The organism is Myxococcales bacterium, from assembly GCA_016717005.1.
Lineage (GTDB): Bacteria > Myxococcota_A > Polyangia > Haliangiales > Haliangiaceae > UBA2376.
The window spans coordinates 121,842-135,205 of sequence record JADJUF010000039.1; the positions used below are offsets into that span (position 1 = coordinate 121,842).

General features: G+C 73.2%; 12 protein-coding genes and 1 pseudogene. 6 read left to right on the forward strand and 7 right to left on the reverse strand.

Annotated elements, in window-relative coordinates; translation table 11 throughout:
• Positions 1-19 precede the first annotated feature (19 nt).
• The 6 genes and pseudogenes from IPL61_31530 to IPL61_31555 all read left to right on the forward strand — a co-directional run bounded on the left by IPL61_31530 (position 20) and on the right by IPL61_31555 (position 7,177).
• Positions 20-1,655 (forward strand): annotated as a pseudogene (locus IPL61_31530) (fumarate hydratase).
• A 168-nt stretch (positions 1,656-1,823) separates the two neighbouring features.
• Positions 1,824-2,357 carry a hypothetical protein gene (locus IPL61_31535; GenBank protein ID MBK9035732.1) on the forward strand — a complete coding sequence of 178 codons (534 nt, stop codon included), beginning with the start codon at positions 1,824-1,826 and terminating at the stop codon, positions 2,355-2,357.
• Positions 2,358-2,439: 82 nt separating this feature from the next.
• The gene (locus tag IPL61_31540; protein MBK9035733.1) at positions 2,440-3,123 is read left to right on the forward strand and encodes a cytochrome c; all 684 of its coding nucleotides are present in this window, start codon (positions 2,440-2,442) and stop codon (positions 3,121-3,123) included.
• A 9-nt stretch (positions 3,124-3,132) separates the two neighbouring features.
• Positions 3,133-4,503: a cbb3-type cytochrome c oxidase subunit I gene (locus IPL61_31545; GenBank protein MBK9035734.1), complete on the forward strand. Its 1,371-nt coding sequence runs from the start codon at positions 3,133-3,135 to the stop codon at positions 4,501-4,503.
• Positions 4,500-5,273: a CbbQ/NirQ/NorQ/GpvN family protein gene (locus tag IPL61_31550; GenBank protein MBK9035735.1), complete on the forward strand. Its 774-nt coding sequence runs from the start codon at positions 4,500-4,502 to the stop codon at positions 5,271-5,273. The genes IPL61_31545 and IPL61_31550 overlap by 4 nt, the downstream gene beginning before the upstream one ends.
• Complete coding sequence (locus IPL61_31555) at positions 5,270-7,177, forward strand: VWA domain-containing protein (protein ID MBK9035736.1); 1,908 nt, start codon at positions 5,270-5,272, stop codon at positions 7,175-7,177. The genes IPL61_31550 and IPL61_31555 overlap by 4 nt, the downstream gene beginning before the upstream one ends.
• 2 nt (positions 7,178-7,179) lie before the next feature.
• On the opposite strand, the gene IPL61_31560 is transcribed toward IPL61_31555, so the two are convergent.
• From IPL61_31560 to IPL61_31590, 7 genes are all read right to left on the reverse strand, one after another.
• Complete coding sequence (locus IPL61_31560) at positions 7,180-7,935, reverse strand: Crp/Fnr family transcriptional regulator (GenBank protein MBK9035737.1); 756 nt, start codon at positions 7,933-7,935, stop codon at positions 7,180-7,182.
• Positions 7,936-7,945: 10 nt separating this feature from the next.
• Positions 7,946-8,578, reverse strand: coding sequence for an SCO family protein (locus IPL61_31565; GenBank protein MBK9035738.1), 633 nt, complete (start codon positions 8,576-8,578; stop codon positions 7,946-7,948).
• A gap of 1 nt (position 8,579) precedes the next feature.
• The gene (locus IPL61_31570; protein ID MBK9035739.1) at positions 8,580-9,368 is read right to left on the reverse strand and encodes a formylglycine-generating enzyme family protein; all 789 of its coding nucleotides are present in this window, start codon (positions 9,366-9,368) and stop codon (positions 8,580-8,582) included.
• Positions 9,369-9,385: 17 nt separating this feature from the next.
• A complete protein-coding gene (gene nirK / locus IPL61_31575) occupies positions 9,386-10,894 on the reverse strand; it encodes a nitrite reductase, copper-containing (protein MBK9035740.1) in 1,509 nt (502 codons plus the stop codon).
• A 129-nt stretch (positions 10,895-11,023) separates the two neighbouring features.
• Positions 11,024-11,860 carry a hypothetical protein gene (locus IPL61_31580; protein ID MBK9035741.1) on the reverse strand — a complete coding sequence of 279 codons (837 nt, stop codon included), beginning with the start codon at positions 11,858-11,860 and terminating at the stop codon, positions 11,024-11,026.
• A 75-nt stretch (positions 11,861-11,935) separates the two neighbouring features.
• Positions 11,936-13,006 carry a hypothetical protein gene (locus IPL61_31585; GenBank protein MBK9035742.1) on the reverse strand — a complete coding sequence of 357 codons (1,071 nt, stop codon included), beginning with the start codon at positions 13,004-13,006 and terminating at the stop codon, positions 11,936-11,938.
• On the reverse strand, positions 13,003-13,338 hold the full coding sequence (locus tag IPL61_31590) for a metal-sulfur cluster assembly factor (protein MBK9035743.1): 336 nt from the start codon (positions 13,336-13,338) through the stop codon (positions 13,003-13,005). Before IPL61_31590 ends, IPL61_31585 begins: the two co-directional genes overlap by 4 nt.
• Between the last annotated feature and the right edge of the window lie 26 nt (positions 13,339-13,364).

Genomic DNA, 13,364 nt, shown 5'->3' on the forward strand with positions numbered 1-13,364 from the left:
CTGGTACGGTCGCCGCGCCATGCCCGACTTCGCGTTCTCCGAACTGCTCCCGCTGGGCGACGACACCACGCCGTACCGCCAGCTCACCGCCGATCACGTCGGCACGTTCGCCGCCGGCGGCCGCACCTTCCTCGAGATCGCGCCGGCGGCGCTGACCTTGCTGACCGCCGAGGCGATGCGCGACATCGCCCACCTGCTGCGGCCCGGGCACCTGGCGCAGCTGCGCGCCATCCTCGACGATCCCGAGGCCTCGCCCAACGATCGGTTCGTCGCGCTCGACCTGCTCAAGAACGCCAACATCGCCGCCGGCGGCGTGCTGCCGATGTGCCAGGACACGGGCACGGCGATCGTGATGGGCAAGAAGGGCCAGTTCGTCATGACCGGCGGCGGCGACGAGGCGGCGATCGCCCGCGGCATCTTCGACACCTACCAGACCTCGAACCTGCGCTACTCGCAGCTCGCGCCGCTCGACATGTACAAGGAGGTCAACACCGGCACCAACCTGCCGGCGCAGATCGAGCTGTACGCCGACGACGGCGACAGCTACCGGTTCCTGTTCATGGCCAAGGGCGGCGGCTCGGCCAACAAGAGCTACCTGTACCAGGAGACCAAGGCGGTCCTGAACCCCGGCCAGCCTGCTGGCCTTCGTCGAGTCGAAGCTGCGCAGCCTCGGCACCGCGGCGTGCCCGCCCTACCACCTCGCGGTCGTCGTCGGCGGCACCTCGGCCGAGACCACGCTCAAGGTCGCCAAGCTGGCGAGCGCCCGCTACCTGGACCACCTGCCCACCGCCGGCTCGAAGCTCGGCCACGCGTTCCGCGACGTCGCGCTCGAGGGCGAGGTCCTGGCGCTGGCCCAGCGGACCGGCATCGGCGCGCAGTTCGGCGGCAAGTACTTCTGCCACGACGTCCGGGTGATCCGGCTGCCGCGCCACGGCGCGTCGTGCCCGATCGGCATCGCGGTGTCGTGCTCGGCCGACCGCCAGGCCAAGGGCAAGATCACCAAGGACGGCGTGTTCCTCGAGGCGCTCGAGCGCGATCCCGCCCACTACCTGCCGCTGCCGACCGCCGACGACCTCGGCGGCGAGTGCGTCGCGATCGATCTGGCGCGGCCGATGAGCGAGATCCGCGCGACCCTGTCGCGGTACCCGATCAAGACCCGGCTGTCGCTGTCGGGCCCGATGATCGTCGCGCGCGACATCGCCCACGCCAAGCTCAAGGAGCGGCTCGACGCCGGGGCCGGCCTGCCGCAGTACCTGAAGGATCACTGCGTCTACTACGCCGGACCGGCCAAGACCCCGACCGGCATGGCCTCGGGCTCGTTCGGCCCCACCACCGCCGGGCGCATGGACAGCTACGTCGAGCTGTTCCAGCGGCACGGCGGCAGCCTGGTGATGCTGGCCAAGGGCAACCGCAGCAAGGCGGTGACCACGGCCTGCGCCGCCCACGGCGGCTTCTACCTGGGCTCGATCGGCGGGCCGGCCGCGCGCCTGGCCCAGGACTGCATCAAGAAGGTCGAGGTGCTCGAGTACCCCGAGCTCGGCATGGAGGCGGTCTGGCGGATCGAGGTCGTCGACTTCCCGGCGTTCATCGTCGTCGACGACAAGGGCAACGACTTCTTCGCCGACATCGAGGGCAGCCTCAAGGTCGTGCGCTGAGCTCCGGATCGAGGCGGATCAGCGCATCCCGATCGCGGCGAACACCGCCGCCGGACCCGGCCGAGCGCCGGCGCGGCCGGTCGACTCCAGCGCCGTCCGGATCGCGGCGTTGACGGCCGACTGACAAATGTCATCGCGGCCCGATCGCGGCCGGCGCAGGGTGGCGCCATGGTCACGCCGCCCACGCCTGCCGCGCACGACCGCGCGAGCCCCGCGGCAGGTGACGCGCTGCTCGAGGCCGCGCTCGATCGACTGACGACGGTGCACCACGCGGCGCTGCGCCAGGCGCTGGCGGCGCTGGCGGCGCACCGCGATCACCTGACCGGCGAGCACGGCCCGGTGCTGGCCGCGACGACCGAGCGGATCGAGGCGGTCGTCGGCGCCAACCTGGCGCGCGAGGCCCGCGTGATCGTCCCGTACCTGCGGGCGCTGGCCGCCGGCGCGCCCGACCACACGGTGTTCGCGTCGATCGCGGCGCCGTGGCCGGTGGTGACCAGCGAGCAGCGCGCGTGCCGCGAGGCGACCGACGACCTGATCGCCATGCTGATGACGATGATCGCGTGCCCCACCTGCGCGGTGGTGGTCACGCACGCCCACGACCTCGCCTGCGCGCTGGCCGCGCACCGCGGCTTCACCGACCGCACCGTGTACCCGCTGGCGCGCGCGCGCGAGCGGCGCCTGGCGCGGCCGCCGCCGACCTGAACCGCCCGCGTCCTCCACGTCCCACGCGCCGATGGTCCGGCGGCGCGTCGCTGCCCGCCCGGACCTATCGCAAGGAGCATCCATGCTGTCCAAGTCCGCCGCCCGCGCGTTCTTCCTGGGAGGGACCGCGCTGTGCGTCGTCGCCTTCATCGGCCTGACCGTCGACACGTTCGCGCGCATCCCCGGTCAGACCCACCAGGGCAAGATCACCGACTCGGTCCGCCGCGGGAAGGACCTGTGGGACCGCTCGAACTGCATGGGCTGCCACACCCTGCTCGGCGAGGGCGCGTACTACGCGCCCGAGCTGACACGGGTGATCGAGCGCCGCGGGCCGGTGTTCATCCGCGCGATGCTGACCGATCCCGAGAAGATGTACCCGGGCCAGCGGCGCATGTGGAAGTACGACTTCTCCGAGCGCGACAAGGACGACCTGATCGCGTTCTTCACCTGGATCGGCGAGATGGACCTGAACGGCTGGCCGCCCAAGCCGACCTTGGGCCGGGTCGCGACCACGACCGGCATGGCCGGGACCACCGATCGGCCGCAGATCTTCAACCAGCTGTGCGTCGCCTGCCATTCCCTCGGCGGCCAGGGCGGCGCGGTCGGGCCCGCGCTCGACGGCGTCGGCAACCGCAAGACCGCGCCCGAGATCACCGCGTGGCTGCGCGATCCGCCCAGCGTCAAGCCCGGCACCGCGATGCCCAAGCTGCCCCTCACCGACGGCCAGCTCGACGAGCTGACCGCCTTCCTGTCGACGCTCAAGTAGGAGACCACCATGAAGTACGAATCACAGCGCGTCGCCTGGTGGTTCTTCGCCACCTGCATGCTCCTGTTCGCCCTGCAGCTGGTCTACGGCCTGATCATGGCCTACGCCCACGCCGGCCACGATCCGCTGCACCCGATCATCCCGTTCCACGTCGCCCGCGCGGTCCACACCAACCTGCTCGTGGTCTGGCTCCTGACCGGCTTCATGGGCGCGGCCTACTTCATCATCCCCGAGGAGGCCGATCGCGAGCTGTACTGGCCCAAGCTGGCCTACGTCCAGCTGATCGCGCTGGTGGCGGTCGGCGTGACCGCGATCATCGGCTTCCACCTGCAGTGGTGGGAGGGCCGCAAGTTCCTCGAGATCCCGCGCCCGCTCGACGTCCTGGTCGTCGTCGACGTGCTCCTGTTCATCGCCAACATCGGCATGACCATCTGGAAGGGGCGGCGGATGACCACCACCAGCATGGTCCTGTTCTTCGGGCTGCTGATGGCCGCGCTCCTGTACCTGCCGGGCATGATCCCGACCGACAACCAGACCATCGACTCGTACTGGCGCTGGTGGGTGGTGCACCTCTGGGTCGAGGGCGTGTGGGAGCTGATCATGGGCGCGATCCTGTCGTTCCTGCTGATCAAGCTGACCGGCGTCGACCGCGAGGTCATCGAGAAGTGGCTCTACGTGATCGTCGGCTTCACGTTCCTGTCGGGCATCCTCGGCACCGGCCACCACTACTACTGGATCGGCACGCCGCGGTACTGGCTCCTGATCGGCGGCGTGTTCAGCGCGCTCGAACCGCTGGCGTTCCTCGCGATGGCGATCTACGCGATCTCGATGGCGCGCCGGGGCGGGCGCGCGCACCCCAACCGCATCGCGCTGCAGTGGACGATCGGGTGCGCCGTGATGTCGTTCGTCGGCGCCGGCTTCCTCGGCTTCGCCCACACGATCCCCGCGGTCAACAAGTACACCCACGGCACGCTGGTCACGGCGATGCACGGGCACATGGCGTTCTGGGGCGCGTACGCGATGCTGGTGCTGGCGATCATCAGCTACGCGCTGCCGCTGCTGACCGGGCGCAAGCGCCACGACACGCCGGCGGCGTCGTTCGCCTTCTGGACCAGCAACATCGGCATGATCGCGATGACCCTCGCGTTCGCCGTCGCCGGCATCACCCAGGTCGTGATGGAGCGCCGGATCGGGATGGACTTCGTCACGGTCCAGAAGGAGATCGAGATCCACTTCTGGGGCCTCATCCTCGCCGCCGGCCTGTTCATCCTCGGCATCGGCGCGTTCATCTGGAACTTCATCCGCCACGGCAAGCCGGTCGCCGAGCTCGACGGCGCGCCCAGCGTCGAGGCCGCGGGCGCCGGGGCCGAGCCGGCATGACGACGCCGTACTACCGCGAGGTCGGCGACGAGGTCCGGGCGTTCACCGCGGCCCACGCGACCCGCACCCCGGTCCTGCTCAAGGGCCCGACCGGCTGCGGCAAGTCGCGCTTCGTCGAGGCGATGGCGGCGCGCCTCGACCGCCCGCTGGTGACGGTCGCCTGCAACGACGAGACCTCGGCCCACGACCTGATCGGCCGCTGGCTGGTCAAGGGCGGCGACACCGTCTGGCAGGACGGCCCGGTGACCCGCGCCGTCAAGCAGGGCGCGGTGCTGTACCTCGACGAGGTCGCCGAGGCTCGCGAGGACGTGATCGTCGTGCTGCACCCGCTGGCCGATCACCGCCGGCAGCTCCACATCGACCGGCTCGATCAGACGCTCGACGCCGGCGCCGGCTTCATGCTGGTCGCCAGCTACAACCCCGGCTATCGCCGCGGCCTCAAGGAGCTCAAGCCGTCGACCCGGCAGCGGTTCATCGCGATCCGGTTCGGCTACCCCGCGGCCGAGGTCGAGGCCGAGATCGTCGAGGCCGAGGCGCAGCTCGAGCCGGCGGTGGCCCGGCGCCTGGTCGCGCTCGCCGGCAAGATCCGGACGCTCGAGGAGCTGGGCCTGGCCGAGACCGTGTCGACGCGCCTGCTGATCAACGCCGGCCGGCTGATCGGCGCCGGCGTGCCGCCGAGGCGGGCGTGCGCGGTGGCGGTGGTCGCGCCGCTGTCCGACGACGTCGAGACCCAGCACGCGCTGCAGGACCTGGTCGACCTCGCGCTATGAGCTGGGACGAGCGCCTGTTCGGCCGCGTGCTGGCCCGGCTGCGGCAGCGGCGGACCCGCGCGGTCGCGGCCCGAGGGGTCGAGGTCGGGCCGCTCCGACGACGGCTCGCGCTCCTGGCCAGCGCGATCGCCGAGCGACCGATGGCGGTGCTCGTGGCCAACGGCGACGGTGGCGTGCGCGGCGCGAACCTGGTGATGCCGCCCCTGATCGCGGTCTTCGATACGCCCGCGGCCAACCTCGCGCTGCTGCGCGCGCGCGTGATCGTCGGGGCGATGATGGCGCGGGATCCGTCGCCGCTGCCCGCCAGCGACGACGCGCGCCGCCTGCGCACGCTGGTCGCGCTGGTCCGCGCCCGCGCCCAGATCGGCGCCGAGCTGCCCGGCGCCGCGGCGCTGCTGGCGACGGTGTTGCCGCAGCTCCGGGGCCTGCGCGGGCCGGCGCCGGGCCGCACGCCCGCCGACCGCGCGCTGGCGGCCGCGACCCAGATCGCGCTCGGGGCCGAGATCACCGAGGTCGCCGCCGCCGCCCCGGCGCCGACCGCCTGGCTCGAGGCGATCGCGGACGGTCGCCTGGACGTCGAGCTGGGGCCGGCGCAGGGCGGCCGCGGCCCGGCGGTGCCGCTGTGCGGCTGGCTGGCGCCGCCGACCCTCGATGATGACGACGCGACGCCGCTGGGCGCCGACGCGGGTCCGAGCCGCGGCGGCCGCGATCGCGCCGGCCGGGCCCACGACCGGGTCAGGCGCCGCCAGCTCGACGAGCGCGCGCGCGGCGACAACCCGCTGGTGCACTCGTTCGAGAAGGTCCACACGCTCGAGAAGTACCAGGGCGGCCGCAAGCGCATCGACGGCGCCGACGAGCTCGACGCCCACGGCGACGCGCTCGACGAGCTCGATCTCGACGAGGTCGTCCGCAGCCGCACCAGCACCAGCTCGGTGTACCGCGCCGACGCGCTGGGCATGACCGAGCCCGGCGACCTCGGCGCGGACGCGACGCCGCCGTCGATCGACGCCCTGACCTACGACGAGTGGGACGAGGGCGGCCGCTGCTACCGGCGCGCCTGGTGCCAGGTCCACGTCGAGCACGCGCCGCTCCGGGCGACGCCGGCCGCGACCGTCGCGTTCGTCGCCGCCGCCCGCCGCCGCTTCCGCCGCGAGCGCGCCGAGCTCGCGGCCCAGCTCGCGCGCCTCGACCTCCAGCCGCGCTGGCTCGGCCGCCAGCCCGACGGCCCCGACATCGACGTCGACGCGATCGTCGAGCGCCACGGCGCGCTCCGCCACGGCACCAGCGGCCCCGAGAAGCTGTACGTCGCGCCGCGGCGGCAGCCGCCCGAGCTGGCGGTGGCGCTGGTCCTCGACCGCAGCCTGTCGAGCGACGCCTGGGTCGCCGATCAGCGCGTCCTCGACGTCGGCACCAGCGCCCTGGTCGCGCTCGGCGACGCGCTCGCGCCGCTGGCGACCCGGACCGCGGTCGTCGGGTTCGCCAGCTACACCCGGCGCGACTGCCGCCTGGCCATGCTCAAGGACTTCGACGCGCCCTGGGCCGCGGCCCACGCGCGGCTGGCCGCGCTCGAGCCGTCCGGCTACACGCGCATCGGCCCGGCGCTGCGCCACGTCACCGCGCTGCTGGACCGGCAGCCGGCGCGCCGCAAGCTGCTGGTGCTGCTCTCGGACGGCAAGCCGACCGACTACGATCGCTACGAGGGCCGCTACGGCGTCGCCGACGTCCACCGCGCCGTCACCGAGGCCGACCGCCAGGGCGTGCACGTCTTCGCCGTCGCCCTCGATCGGCGCGCGCGCCACCACTTGCCGCAGATGTTCGGCGCCGGCGGCTTCGCGGTCGTGACCCAGCCCCGGGACCTGGTCGTCGCGGTCGGGCGCCTGTACCAGCAGCGGCTCGCGCGCTGACGTCAACCGGCGGCGGCGCACGCGGTCAGCGCCGGCAGATCGCCGAGGATGAAGCCGCCGGGCCCGGTGACCACGACGCCGTCGCGCTCCCACGGCCGCAACGCCCGGATCACGGTCTCGGTGCGCGCCGACACCAGGCTGGCCAGCGTGGTCCGCGCCAGCGACACCGGCACCGCGACGGTGCCGTCGACCAGCTCGTCGCCGAACCGCGACGCCAGGTGCACGAACAGGCTCGCGAGCCGCGCCCGCACCGAGCCGGCCGCCAGGATCTCGACCTTGGTGCGCAGCGCCGCCGCGTGGCGACACAGCGCCTGCTGCAGCGCCAGCGACAGCGCCGGGCACAGCGCCGACTGCTCGAGCACGCGCTGCGCATCGAGGCGGATCACCGTGGCGGTGTCCGACGTCACGACCGCGTCCGCGGGGTAGCGCGCGTCCTCGAGCGCGGCGGTGTCACCGACGTTCTCGCGCGGCCCGAAGATCGCGACGATCACCTCGGCGCCTGACGCCAACGTCCGCCGCACCGTGACCAGGCCGTGGACGATCACGTGGAACCCGGTCGCGCGATCGCCCTCGCGCCACAGGTGCGCGCCGGCGACCAGCCCGCGGGCGCTGGCGCGCCCCGCCAGCCGCTCGATCACCGGCGGGGGCACCGTGCGCAGGAAGTGGCTGGTGCGCAAGAGCGCGACCAGCCGCGCGCCCGCCGGCGGCGGTGGCGACGCGAGCGGCAGCGGGGCGAGGGCGGACGGAGCGGGGGCCATGGACGCTCCGTCAACGCAGCGCCGCCACGATCGCGTCGTGGCCCAGGCCGAGCCCCTCGGCGCGCGCGCGCGGCCGGCCGGCGTCGTCGAGCACGGTCAGGACCGAGGTGTGGAAGAACTCGCCGTCGTCGAGCACGCGGTACTTGATCCCCAGCGCCGCCGCCAGCTCGCGGGCGACGTCGTCGGTGGCCGCGGTCAGGATCCAGCCGGCGCCGAGCGCGCGCTCGGCGGCCAGCGCCTGGAGCTTGGCCGGGGTGTCGCGGTCGGGGTCGAAGCTGACCAGCACGAACCGGGTCCGCGCGCGCACCGCGGGATCGAGGTCGCGCTCGACGCCCTTGAGGTCGTCGATCAGCCGCGGGCACGCGGCCGGACAGCTCGCGTAGAACATCGAGATCACGATCGGCGCGCCGGCCAGGGACGCCAGCGCCAGCGGCGCACCGTCGGGGCCGCGCACGCTCAGCTCGAGATCGTAGATCGAGCCGTCGCCGAGCGGCGACGCCCAGTCGCCGGCCATCGTCGGCTCCGACGCCACCGCTGGCGCCGATGGGCCGGCCTCGCCCGACGGAGCCGGCGGTGCGCTCGACTGGCCGCGGCCGCAGCTCGCGACCACGACCACCACGACGATCCCGATCACCGCGCGCATGTCAGCGCTCCTTTCGCGTCGGCGGCACGTCGGCCGCGCAGCGGAACCCGAGGTTCGCGGTCGTGTACCGCGCCTGCAGCGAGCTGCGGAACGCGAGCCGCATGAACGTGGCGTACTGCCCCGGATCCCGGGCCAGCGCGGCCCCGGCGCCGCAGTACTTGGCGCGGTCGGCGTCACCGCGCCCGCGATCGTCCGACGCGACCAGCGCCGCGCCGAAATCGTAGACCCACTCCCACACCAGCCCGTGCAGCTCGCGCACGCCCCAGGCGTTGGCCTCGCCCTGCCCGACCGCGGGCAGCACCGTCGGCGTCGGCGCCGCGTACCACGCCAGGACGCGCTCCTCCCAGGCTGGATCGTCGGTGCCGTCGCGCGCGGTCGCGCTGGCTTGCGCTGCCAGCTCCCACTCGCGCTCGGTCGGCAGCCGCCCGCCGCGCCAGGCGCAGTAGGCCTTGGCCGCGAACCAGCTCACGCGCACGACCGGCGCGGCCGCGGGTGCGCGCGGCCCCAGCTCGAGGGGCCCGGCCCAGTGCCCGAGGTAGTCGCGATCGGCGCGGACGGTCTTGATGCGCCCGCGCCGCCAGGCCGGGTTGGCGCGCGCGAACGCGAGGAAGTCGGCGTTGGTCACCGGCGTCGCGTCGAGCGCGAACGCCGCGACCGCCACCTCGGTCTCGCCCGGCGAGGTCGGGAACAGCGGGCGATAGGTGCCGGGCCCGATCACGACGCGCGGCGCCGCGGCCGCCGGGGCGGCGACCAGCGCGACGAACAGCAGGGTGATGGCGCGGCTCGACATGGCGGCTGCGCTCGCGGTCAGTTGGCCGCGCCCGGCGGCCGCGGGGTCGACGCCCGGACCTTGGCGACGTCCGCCTCGCTGACCGGCCCCTTGTTGTTGCCCATCGAGTTGAACACGAACGTGAGGATGTTCGCGATGTCGTCGTCGGTCAGGTGCGACATCGGCGGCATCAGCCCGTTGTACTCGGCGCCGTTGACCGTGACGGCGCCCGTCAGCCCGTTGAGCACGCCGCCGATCAGCGTGTCGCGCGGGGTCCGCGCGATGTAGTCCGAGTGGTCGAGCGGCGGGAACGTCGGCGCCAGGCCCTTGCCGTCGGGCTGGTGGCACGCGGAGCAGGTGCCGGCGAACAGCCCCTTGCCCGCGGCGATCTGCTGATCGAGGGTCAGCGTGCCGGCCGCCGCCGACGCGCTCGCGGCCGCGACCGCGGTGGCCGCGCTCGGGTCGGCCTTGTCCGACAGGTACACCGAGTCGACCTCCTTGCCCGAGTACACCAGCTTGTCCTCGGGCCCCTCGACCTTGAGCATGCCGACCGCGCCCTTATTGAACGCGCGGAACAGCGAGTGATCCACCAGGATGTACGTCCCCGGCACCTGGACCTTGAACTCCACCATCGTCGCGCCGCCGGCCGGCACCATCGTGGTCTGGACGTGCTCCTGCACGTTGGCGCCGGCCTCGGTGTAGACCCGGTCGAAGATCTCGCCGATGACGTGGAAGCTCGACGTCATGTTGGGTCCCCCCACGCCGAAGTAGATGCGGACCGTCTCACCGACCTTGGCGGTCAGGGCCTGGTCGCCGACCAGCGCGCCCTCGGAGCCATTGAACACGATGTAGGTCGGGTTCTCGTCGATGCCCTTCTGCATGTCGAACGGCTGCAGGCCCTTCTCGCGGTACTTGCCGACCGTGTAGAAGTCGCCTTGCATGACGTAGTACTCGCGGTCGACCTTGGGCAGGCCGCCGGCGGGCTCGACCAGGATCATGCCGTACATGCCGTTGGCGACGTGCATCGGCACCGGCGCGGTCGCGCAGTGGTAGACGAACAGGCCCGGGTTGAGCGCGCGGAACGAGAACTGCGACTCGTGGCCGGGCGCGGTGAACGAGCTGGCCGCGCCGCCGCCCGGCCCGGTCACCGCGTGCAGGTCGATGTTGTGCGGCATCTTGCTCGACGGGTGGTTCTGCAGGTGGAACTCGATCATGTCGCCCTGGCGCACCCGGATGAAGCTGCCCGGCACGGTGCCGCCGAAGGTCCAGAACGTGTAGCGGACGCCGTCGGAGATCGGCAGCTCCTTCTCCTGCACCTCGAGGCGCACGATGACCTTGGCGGGCTTGGTGCGGGTGATCGGCGCTGGCACGTTGGGCGGCGCGGTCAGCTCGGCGATCACCGCGTCGCCCTGCGGCGCGCTGGTGACGTCCGCGGGTGGCGGCGCCGGCGCCGGCGCTGGTCCGGGGGCGGTGTTGTTACTGCCGCCCTTGCAGCCGAGGGCGGCTGCGACGACCACCGCGAACAACCATGAACGAGAAGCGAGCATATTGGATGTCCTCCACACCGCCGTGACCGGTTGCAAGGTGTGCGCCGTCGCCTGTGGTGAGCGCTCGACGGCGGCGCAGCGTGAGTCATGAGATCGTCGTGCCCCCCACAACGCCCCTGGGCGCCGTCGTCAGAACATCAGCGTGCCCCAGATCTGCAGGCCGCGGAAGTCGAATCCCTCGACGGCCGGCCCGGGTGCGGGCGGATTGGTGGCGCCGCTGAGCACCTGGCCAAAGATCCACGACGCGCCGACCCCGGTAGCGGGATCGATCGCGTACGTGATCAGGGCGCCGAGCGACACCTGCCAGGCGTCACCGAAGCCCGACAGCGGCCCCTTGATCCCTGAGCCGAGGCCTACGGTGAGCTCGGGGGTCGCCTTGTACGTCACCACCACGGGCACCCACAGCGAGTCCTTGTTGAGGCGCGCGCCGGCGGCGTCCTCGCGCTTGGTGACCGCGATCAGCAGGTTCGTCTGGACGTGCAGCGCGACCTTGTCGATGACCGCGTAGCGGATCTTGGCCCCGGCCTTGAGATCGTAGAAGCCGTCGTGGAGCTTGACCGCGTGGGCGCCGCCCCCGGCCGCGACCGCGAGCGCGCCGCGCGCGAGGCTGTACCAGCCCTCGACGCCGACGTTGTCGTAGACCTCGGCGCACCCGCCGTCGGTGCCGGTCACGCACAGACCGCCGCCGACGCCGGCGCGGAACCCGGTGGTCGCGAACCGTGAATGGACGAGCGCGACGGTCAGATCTGACGTAACGCCATAGCTCACGTCCGGCGAGATCGAGATCGGCTTGGCGACCTGATCGGCGGTCATCGCGATCTCGAGGTTGACCGCGACGTTGAGCTTGCCCGCCGGCAACGTGAGGCCGGGCGGCGGCTTCGGTGATGCTTCGTCAGCGGCGGCGGTCGACGCGACCAGGGTGGGCGCGACCACGAGGGTCGTGAGCGTGAGGTACCTCGACGTCATCTGCGTGCTCCTTCCACGTCGCGGCACCTGGCCGCGCCGGCATCGCGCCGCTAGAGCAAGCCCCGGGCCACGCCATCAACCGCGGCGCGGCGTCGAGATCCGCGCGACCACGACCGTCGCCGCGAACCCGAGCAGCGCGACCGCGGTGGCGATCGCACCACCTCGACGGAGCGCCGCGGCGCCGGCCAGGTCACCGACGATCCGGAGCCCGAGGCCGCCGTGCAGCAGCGCCAGCGGCGCGTACAGCGCCCGCGTGAACGGGACCTCGATGCGCGCGACCGCGGGCAGGATGATCGGCGCGTGGGCGAACACCATCGACAGCACGAAGCCGACCAGGATCGCGTGCACGATCGCGTCGTAGCGCGGCCCCGCCGGTGGCAGCCCCACGGCCACCAGGCCGAGCCCTCCGAGCAACAGCCAGGCCGCGCCCGCCAGCACACCGACCGCGGCGAAGCGCGGCAGGCCCGGGCGACGGATCGTCCGCCACGCGAGATCGAAGCGGAGGGTCCACGCGGCCGCGGCCGCGATCGCCAGGCCGAGGCCGCGCTGCCACGCCGGGCCGCGGTCGATCGCCGCGATCGCCAGGCTCGCGAGGGCCACCGCGACCACGACGATCAGCCGGCGCGCCCACCGCGGCGTCGGCGCCAGCCGCGACAGCTCGATGCGCTCGGCGACGATCGTCAGCGCGAAGAAGCCGATCCAGCCCGGCACGACCGCGAACACCCACGCGCCGCGCGCCCACGCGATCGCGGCCGCCACCAGCACCACCGCGCCGAGCAGCATGATCGCCGTGAACGCCGCGCGCTGGCGCCGCACGATCGCGACGTTGACCGCGACCAGCGCGACCGCCGCGATCACCGCCGCGCCGCGCGCCGGCGCGACCCGCCCGAGCACCAGCGCGATCGCCGTCGCCGCGCCCGCGAGCGGCGCGAGCCACGCCGCCGGGTGCGCGAGCGCGACCGCACGTTCGAGGGCGATGACGGTCACGAACACCCCGACGACCAGCAGCGGACCGTGCTCGCCCGCGCGCACGCCGCCGCCCGGGACCGCGACGCCCATCCGGCTGAGCCCAGCCAGGACCGCGACGGCGGCGGCGGCCGCGATCACCAGCAGGACACCGCGCCGTCCCCACGGCGACGCGGTCATGACACCCAGCCGAGCGCCACGCGCGCGGCCTCACTCATGTCGTCGGGCCCCCACGGCGGCTCCCACTCGAGCGCGACGTCGACCTCGACCACGCCCGGCACCGCGCGCACGCGCGCCACGACCTCGTCGACGAGCGTCTCGCCCAGCGGACACGCGGGGCTGGTGGTGGTCATTGTCACCTGCACGACACCTGTCGTCACCAGCACAACACGCACCAGCCCGAGCTCGACGATGTCGATCCCCAGCTCGGGGTCCAGCACCTGCGCTAGCGCGGCGCGAATGGGCGCTACGACCGCGGGATCATCGCTGGTCACGCTCAGGTCGACGGACATCGACGCCGAGCGACTGCACCCGCCGG

Excerpts from the sequence above, each read along its gene's own strand:
- IPL61_31535 (MBK9035732.1), top strand. The coding sequence starts at position 1,824 with ATGGTCACGCCGCCCACGCCTGCCGCGCACGACCGCGCGAGCCCCGCG.
- IPL61_31540 (MBK9035733.1), top strand. The coding sequence starts at position 2,440 with ATGCTGTCCAAGTCCGCCGCCCGCGCGTTCTTCCTGGGAGGGACCGCG.
- IPL61_31545 (MBK9035734.1), top strand. The coding sequence starts at position 3,133 with ATGAAGTACGAATCACAGCGCGTCGCCTGGTGGTTCTTCGCCACCTGC.
- IPL61_31550 (MBK9035735.1), top strand. The coding sequence starts at position 4,500 with ATGACGACGCCGTACTACCGCGAGGTCGGCGACGAGGTCCGGGCGTTC.
- IPL61_31555 (MBK9035736.1), top strand. The coding sequence starts at position 5,270 with ATGAGCTGGGACGAGCGCCTGTTCGGCCGCGTGCTGGCCCGGCTGCGG.
- IPL61_31560 (MBK9035737.1), bottom strand. The coding sequence starts at position 7,935 with ATGGCCCCCGCTCCGTCCGCCCTCGCCCCGCTGCCGCTCGCGTCGCCA.
- IPL61_31565 (MBK9035738.1), bottom strand. The coding sequence starts at position 8,578 with ATGCGCGCGGTGATCGGGATCGTCGTGGTGGTCGTGGTCGCGAGCTGC.
- IPL61_31570 (MBK9035739.1), bottom strand. The coding sequence starts at position 9,368 with ATGTCGAGCCGCGCCATCACCCTGCTGTTCGTCGCGCTGGTCGCCGCC.
- nirK (MBK9035740.1), bottom strand. The coding sequence starts at position 10,894 with ATGCTCGCTTCTCGTTCATGGTTGTTCGCGGTGGTCGTCGCAGCCGCC.
- IPL61_31580 (MBK9035741.1), bottom strand. The coding sequence starts at position 11,860 with ATGACGTCGAGGTACCTCACGCTCACGACCCTCGTGGTCGCGCCCACC.
- IPL61_31585 (MBK9035742.1), bottom strand. The coding sequence starts at position 13,006 with ATGACCGCGTCGCCGTGGGGACGGCGCGGTGTCCTGCTGGTGATCGCG.
- IPL61_31590 (MBK9035743.1), bottom strand. The coding sequence starts at position 13,338 with ATGTCCGTCGACCTGAGCGTGACCAGCGATGATCCCGCGGTCGTAGCG.